The organism is Nesterenkonia massiliensis, from assembly GCF_000455245.1.
GTDB lineage: Bacteria > Actinomycetota > Actinomycetes > Actinomycetales > Micrococcaceae > Nesterenkonia > Nesterenkonia rhizosphaerae.
On record NZ_HG005165.1, the window covers coordinates 368,172 to 374,499 of the forward strand.

At 64.2% G+C, this 6,328-nt stretch carries 6 protein-coding genes; 4 read left to right on the forward strand and 2 right to left on the reverse strand.

Annotated elements, in window-relative coordinates; translation table 11 throughout:
- Positions 1 to 397 (forward strand): ABC transporter permease (locus tag TX78_RS14100; RefSeq protein ID WP_044493023.1); only part of this gene is annotated, 397 nt, incomplete at its 5' end.
- Positions 394 to 1,521, forward strand: coding sequence for an ABC transporter ATP-binding protein (locus tag TX78_RS01675; RefSeq protein ID WP_233722117.1), 1,128 nt, complete (start codon positions 394 to 396; stop codon positions 1,519 to 1,521). The genes TX78_RS14100 and TX78_RS01675, both read left to right, overlap by 4 nt.
- 16 nt (positions 1,522 to 1,537) lie before the next feature.
- Here TX78_RS01675 and TX78_RS01680 read toward each other — a convergent pair whose 3' ends face one another.
- Together TX78_RS01680 and TX78_RS01685 are read right to left on the reverse strand one after the other, a co-directional pair.
- Positions 1,538 to 2,494 (reverse strand): DUF368 domain-containing protein, encoded by a 957-nt coding sequence (locus TX78_RS01680; protein ID WP_044493024.1) that lies wholly within the window; start codon positions 2,492 to 2,494, stop codon positions 1,538 to 1,540.
- Between the two features lie 35 nt (positions 2,495 to 2,529).
- Entirely contained in the window at positions 2,530 to 4,263 is a 1,734-nt protein-coding gene (locus tag TX78_RS01685) for a carboxyltransferase domain-containing protein (RefSeq protein ID WP_044493026.1), read from the reverse strand.
- Between the two features lie 40 nt (positions 4,264 to 4,303).
- On the opposite strand from TX78_RS01685, the gene TX78_RS01690 reads away from it, so the two are divergent.
- Together TX78_RS01690 and TX78_RS01695 are read left to right on the forward strand one after the other, a co-directional pair.
- Entirely contained in the window at positions 4,304 to 5,581 is a 1,278-nt protein-coding gene (locus tag TX78_RS01690) for an MFS transporter (RefSeq protein ID WP_044493028.1), read from the forward strand.
- Positions 5,582 to 5,933: 352 nt separating this feature from the next.
- The coding region (locus tag TX78_RS01695; RefSeq protein ID WP_158644282.1) for a hypothetical protein at positions 5,934 to 6,328 on the forward strand (395 nt) is incomplete at its 3' end.

Here is a 6,328-nt window from a genome sequence, read left to right on the forward strand (position 1 = left end):
GGCCATTGTCATGGCCTATGCCTCAGGGTCTGCCCCAGCCGGTCAGCGCACCGGCATTGCCGCGCTGCGGCAGATCGATCCTGCCCTGGAGGAGGCCAGCGCCTCACTGGGTGTGTCCACCGGTGGAACGTTCCGCAGGATCACTCTGCCGCTGGTGCGCCCGGCCTTCATGACCGGGCTGATGTATGCCTTCGCCCAGGCGATGACCTCTGTCTCGGCGATCATCTTCCTGGTCACCCCGCATACTCAGATCCTCACCTCGCGGATCTACGCCGAAGTCGAGCGCGGCCGCTTCGGCAATGCCTTCGCCTTCTGCACCGTCCTGATGATCATTGTGCTGGCCGCCATGCTGGCCATTCACCTGCTGACCCGAAGAATGAGGAGCGTGCAGTCTTGACCCAGACCACGACGACGACGACGGTGCCCGCCTCCGCGGATGAGACTCACCTGCGTCTGGAGAACCTGGTGAAGGTCTATGACCGGTCCTCTGGGCAGCGCGCGGTGGATCAAGTGAGCCTGGACATCCGGGCCGGGGAGTTCGTGACCCTCTTAGGGCCCTCCGGCTGCGGCAAGACCACCATCCTGCGCACCATCGCGGGATTCGAGGAGCCCACCAGCGGCCAGGTGCTGCTGGGCGGGAAGAATCTTACCCGGACTCCCCCGAACCGCCGGCCGGTCTCGATGGTCTTCCAGTCCTATGCGCTGTTCCCGCATATGACGGTGAAGGAGAACGTTGCCTATGGACTCAAAGCCTCGGGGGTGAAGGGCCGTGAGATGAAGCAGCGGGTGGAGGATGCTCTAGCCCTGATGCATCTGGGGGCTTATGAGGACAGGGCCCCGTCACAGCTCTCAGGTGGTCAGCAACAGCGCGTCGCACTGGCTCGGGCCATGGTCATGCAGCCGGAGGTGATGCTCTTTGATGAGCCGCTGTCCAATCTCGATGCGGCCCTGCGCGAGCAGATGCGACTCGATATCCGTCGTCTGCAGCGGCAGCTGGGCACCACTGCCGTCTATGTCACCCATGACCAGGCCGAGGCGATGGCGATGAGTGACCGTGTGGTGGTGCTCAACGGCGGGCGGGTGGAGCAGGTGGGCACGCCCGCTGAGATCTACCGGCGCCCGGCGTCGAACTTTGTGGCGGGTTTTGTGGGCCGGGCGAATTTCCTCAACGTCCAGGTGACTCAGTGGGATGAGGGCCGTGCTGAGGTCCTCGTCATGGGGCAGCGTCTGCAGGTGCCCACCCATCTGGGTGTCGGCTCGGCCCGCCACGTGGAGTTGCTGGTCCGGCCGGAGTCATTCCGGCTGAGCCCAGAAACCGGCGAGCCGGGACCGGCCACCGCGGAGGTGACCAGCACAGTGTTTATGGGCGATCGGGTGGAGTACGAACTCGACTGGCAGTCCCAGCCGCTGCACGCCACCGTGATGGATCCGGCTGAGGAGCAGATTCTCCCCGAAGGCAGCCAGGTGAGCCTGCAGATTATGGCCTCGCGGGCCTGGTTGCTGCCGGGCTTCGCCAGCTGAGGAGCCGGTGAAGCCCTCAGAGGTCCCGGTCGTGGCGTGCGGTCATCCGTGCATCGATGACCACCAGCACCAGGACGACCAGGAAACCAGCCGCCGCCAGGCCGAGTACTGGACCGAGATTCTCAGCTGGTGCCAGCATGACCCGGTCCTCGGTCTGCCAGGGCCACAGGGTCCGCAGCGCACCCAGCATGACCCCGGCCAGCACAGCCAGCGTCATGGTGTGGTGGTGGTCCAGCAGCCATTTGAGAACTTTGACGATGCTGAGCAGTCCCAGCAGCATGCCCAGCGCGAAGATACCCAGGTAGGCCAGGTCAAGGTCGCGGGCGGCGTCGATGGTGGGCTTGTATAAACCGAAGGTCAGCAGCAGGAAGGATCCGGAGAGCCCGGGCAGCAGCAGAGCGCAGACTGCCACTGCGGCGGCCGGCAGCAGGATCCACCAGTGTGCCTCGATGTTGTTCGGCGGCAGTGACACCAGCCAGAAGGTCAGCGCCGCGGCGGCCAGCCCTGCGATCCAGTGTTTGCCCTTCAGCCGCCCGGCCATACGTACCGGGACTGCGATGGAGGCCAGCACCATGCCGAAGAAGGCTGCTCGGGTCAGCTCAGGGTGGGTCTCGACCCAGTCGCCGATGAACTGCACAGCGGTGAACAGTCCCAGAGGCATTCCGATGAGCACCGGCAGCACCACCGACCAGTGCACGTGGTGCAGATGCTCACGCGCCGCGGCCAGCCGCTGCGGACCGGTGATCAGGCTGCGCGCTGCGGAGACGAGGGCTGAGGCTGAGTCGATCAGCTGCTTATAGATGCCCACGACGAGCGCGACAGTGCCGCCCGAGACACCCGGAACCGTCTCGACGATGCCAATCAGGACACCGCGAATCACGTTGCCGGGCAGCGAGGTGGGGCGGTGGGCGACGGCACCGCCGGAACGCGTGGCGGCATCGCTGGGCTGGGGTTCTGAAGAGTTCTGCTGCACCCGCCAAGCTTACGAGATCACCGGCGAGTAGGAGATCAGGGAATCGGTATCAAGCTCGTCGGATCGACCGCTACGAAGTCAACCTGCGTCCCTGCGGAGAGCTGCCCGGTCAAGCCCAGATCTTCACGGACGACGACGCCGATCACCGGATGCTCGCTGACCACTGGATAGTCGGCCAAGCAGAGCACCGGCATCCCCTCCGGAGTAATCAGCACCGCCCCGCGCGGCACTGGTTCTGCGGCACGCTCAGCGTGGCCCGGGATCTGCAGAGCTGAGACCTCTGGTTCCTCATCGGTTGTGGTCAAGAACACTGACGAGCGCGATGAGTCCTTCAGCACGCTCCAGGGTTGACTCACCAGTGCTGCGAGGCCCGGATTCCGGCCGCGGGTGCCGGCAAACAGCTCCTCACGAGGGCCTGGCACAAAGCGAAGCCTCACACAGCCGGGTGCGCCGGGAGCCTGCGTTGAGGGCAGCGGTGTTCTGGACACATCAGCAATACCCACGAAGCGGGAGGTGGCTCCGACCAGGGCGAAACTCTGACCCTGGGTGACGGGCCCCGGCCCCAGGGCGGAATGAGTGTCAGTAGAGGCGCTGCCCAGGGTTTCTGAGACGGCAAGACCACCGGAGACGGCCACGTAGCTGCGCAGCCCACGGTTCGGCGCTGATAGCTCAAGCTCTTCACCGGGGAAAAGCCAGAACGGCGCCCGCTGCGGAACCTGGCGGACCACCGCTGAACTTGTTGGACCGTTCCCCTCACTGCTGCCGGTGCCGTGGAGGGCCATGTTCGACCGGGCCGCATTGTCCGTGCCGGTCACCATCAGTTCCACCTCGGCACCAGTCACAGCGAGTACTGCCGTCTGCCGGGCCAGCAGGCGCAGGCCGCCGCCGAGCACTTCGAAACCCGCGGCGGCGTCCTCATTGCCGACCAGCTGGTTGGCCTGCCGTAGCGCGGCAGTGTCAAGAGCCCCCGAGGGTGGCACGCCCAGTCCGGCACAGCCAATTCGGCCCAGGTCCTGAATGAGGGTCTCTTCGCCGGGGTCGAGGACTTCCAGGACAGCGTCAGCGCGGGGCTGGAGTTCCTCCTGGTTCAGCGCGGATCCGCTGCCCCGCACCGTCACCTGCTCCTGAACCGGGCGGTACTTCACCGCAGTCCCGGCAGGAATCAGCCCCGGGGAGACCGCCGCAAACTGCTGCGGTGCAGGCGGGGCGGCGAGGTGTCCGATCTGCCGCCAGGTCCCCGGGTTCGCGCGCGGCCAGATGCCTGAGTACACGCCGGCGAGCACCACCGCTCCGGCTGGAAGATCATGCGGTTCGGTGCCCGGGTTGATCACTGGTGGGGTTGATTTCCGGCTCCGCCGCTTATTCAGCTGCTCTCCGGGCACGCATTGCATCAGGCCGGGTTCAGCAGCGGTGAACGCTGAGATCCAGTCAGTTGCCACGTGCCAGTCAATGAGAGCCTGCCTGCTCATGCCCAGTTCTTCGGCGACGGCGTCCAGCTCTGCACCCTCGTAGAGCACCTCAACGGAGAGCTTTTCAGCGAGTTGGTGTTTCTGGGCACGCGGACGCAGCTTCCGGATCTGCCGGACTGCCGCTTGAGCATCTTTACGCGTACGGAAGTCCAGCATGATGCTTCGCTCCGCGGCGACGACTTCTCGCTGACCCGGCAGCGGAGACTGCTGGAATTGCAGCTGAAAGGGCATCATCTCTGCCAGTGAGCCGAACTCCACGAGGACGGCGCGCTGACCCGTCCAGAGCACGGCATGGACCATGAGACTCCCAAACTAGTTGCAACGTGCAAGAATCAATGTTGTGGATCAGGATACTTCGCGTGATGAGCAGCAGGACCCGAAGCCCGAGCGACTGTTCACGTCGAACTTCCTGCTGGCCACCTCGATCAACCTGATCATCACCACAGTCTTTTTTACCCTAGTGACAGGTATGGCAGTCTATGCCGCCAGCGAGTTCGCCGCTGGTGAGACCGCTGCCGGCTTCGCGGCCAGCGCGTTCGTGGTAGGTGCGCTCTTCGCCCGGTTCTTAGCTGGCAAATGGGTCAATACCCTGGGCCGGAAGCGAACCATAGTGGTCTGCATGCTGGTCTATACCCTGGCAGGGGTCGCCTATATGGGCGTGAGCTCCTTTGAGATGCTGGTGGGGCTGCGCGTGCTGCATGGTGTGGCGCTGGGCTTCGGGCAGACCGCACTGACCGCAGCGGTCTTCGACATCATTCCGCGCTCTCGCCGCGGAGAGGGATCCGGCTACTACCTGTTGGCCAATTCTCTTCCCCCAGCCATCGGCCCATTGCTGGCCATCCAGCTGACCGAACGTTTCGGCTTTGACGCAATGTTCCTCTCAGTGACGGCCATGTCCGGACTGGCATTCCTCTTTGCCGCTCTGATCACGGTGCCGGAGATCAAACCCTCAGGAGCTCCACTGCGGGAACGGCTGAGGCTGCGCCCCTCCGACATCATGGAACCCCGAGCGATTTCCATTGCGGTGGTGGGGATGCTGCTGGGTATCTCCTTCGCCTCAGTGATGACCTTCCTTAATGGTTACGCGCGCAGCCTGGGGATGCTCGACGCCGCGAGTATCTTCTTCTTGGTCTACTCCGCCTGCATGCTGACCACCCGCTTGTTCACCGGAAGGATTCAGGACCGCTATGGCGACAATGCGGTGCTCTTTCCGGCATTGGCCACCTTTGTGGGGTCCATGGGCTTGCTGGCCTGGGCTCCGGGTGAATGGGCAGTGGTGCTGGCTGGCGCCCTGGCTGGGGCCGGCTTCGGCTCAATGCTGCCTGCCCTGCAGGCTGCCATCACCTTCAAGGTCCCCTCGCACCGGATCAGTATCGGCATTTCCACCTTCTTCATCCTGATGGATGTTGGTTTTGGTTTTGCCCCACTATTCCTCGGCCCGTTGGTGGAGCACTGGGGCTATCAGGTGATGTACACCGGCTGCACCGCCGTCGTCGTTGTGACCCTGGGGCTGTATTGGCTGGTCCATGGCAGATATGGCGTACGTCAAGGGGTTGCGGCTCGGGGTCCGCGCCGGGGTGAGCCGCCACCACGCACAGGGCTGATGCCCAAAGTCTGAAGGTAGGTGGGTCCTCGTCCGCGAGGAACCACCAGGACGTGGAGAGTGCCGTCGCTAGCAGCGCGTGAATGATGAGATGGTCAGGCTCCGGAGGCCTGAGCCGCGCGATCTTGCTCGAGTCACGTCTGAGGCAGGGGAACCGTCGCTTTGTGGCGCGTCCCCTCTTTCGTTTCGCAGCCTTTCTACTCCTGTCTTTAAAAGTGCCCCAAAAACTCTCGACAAGTAGCAGGCGACATGAAACAATAGAACATAGATTCGATAGATGGACAGGTAATAGACAGGTGCGCGCAGGCCTGTGCGCATAGGTATAAGGCCAGGCCGCAAGGCCGGCACGAGGACAGGGGTGATCACCATGGCAGCTTCCACCACCAGCAGCGCCAGCAGTGCCCCTCCTATGCCCGAGCGCCTAAGAGCCCTCGCCGGGGAACCAGAACTCGCTGCAGCCTGGGAGCACCAAGTCGCTGCACGGCGAGCTGAAGCAGCCACCATCACCGCACTTCTTGACTACCGGCAACGGACTGCCGCGCATTATGCCCAGGAACCCCTGGTCACCCGGTCCGAGGCAGACCGTGCAGCGGTCCGGGACGCCGCCCGCATCCTCGGGGTCAGTGACCGCACCGCGACCACTATCCTCAACACCACCGGAGACGCCAAGCACTTCCTCCCCCACACCTGGCGGGCCTTTACTGAGGGACTCATTGACCTGCCCCGGGTGCGGAAAACCGTCGACGCCGCCACCACCAGTAA

Bases quoted from the DNA above. Each gene is read 5' to 3' on its own strand.
- TX78_RS01685 (WP_044493026.1), bottom strand. From the start codon at position 4,263: ATGGTCCATGCCGTGCTCTGGACGGGTCAGCGCGCCGTCCTCGTGGAG.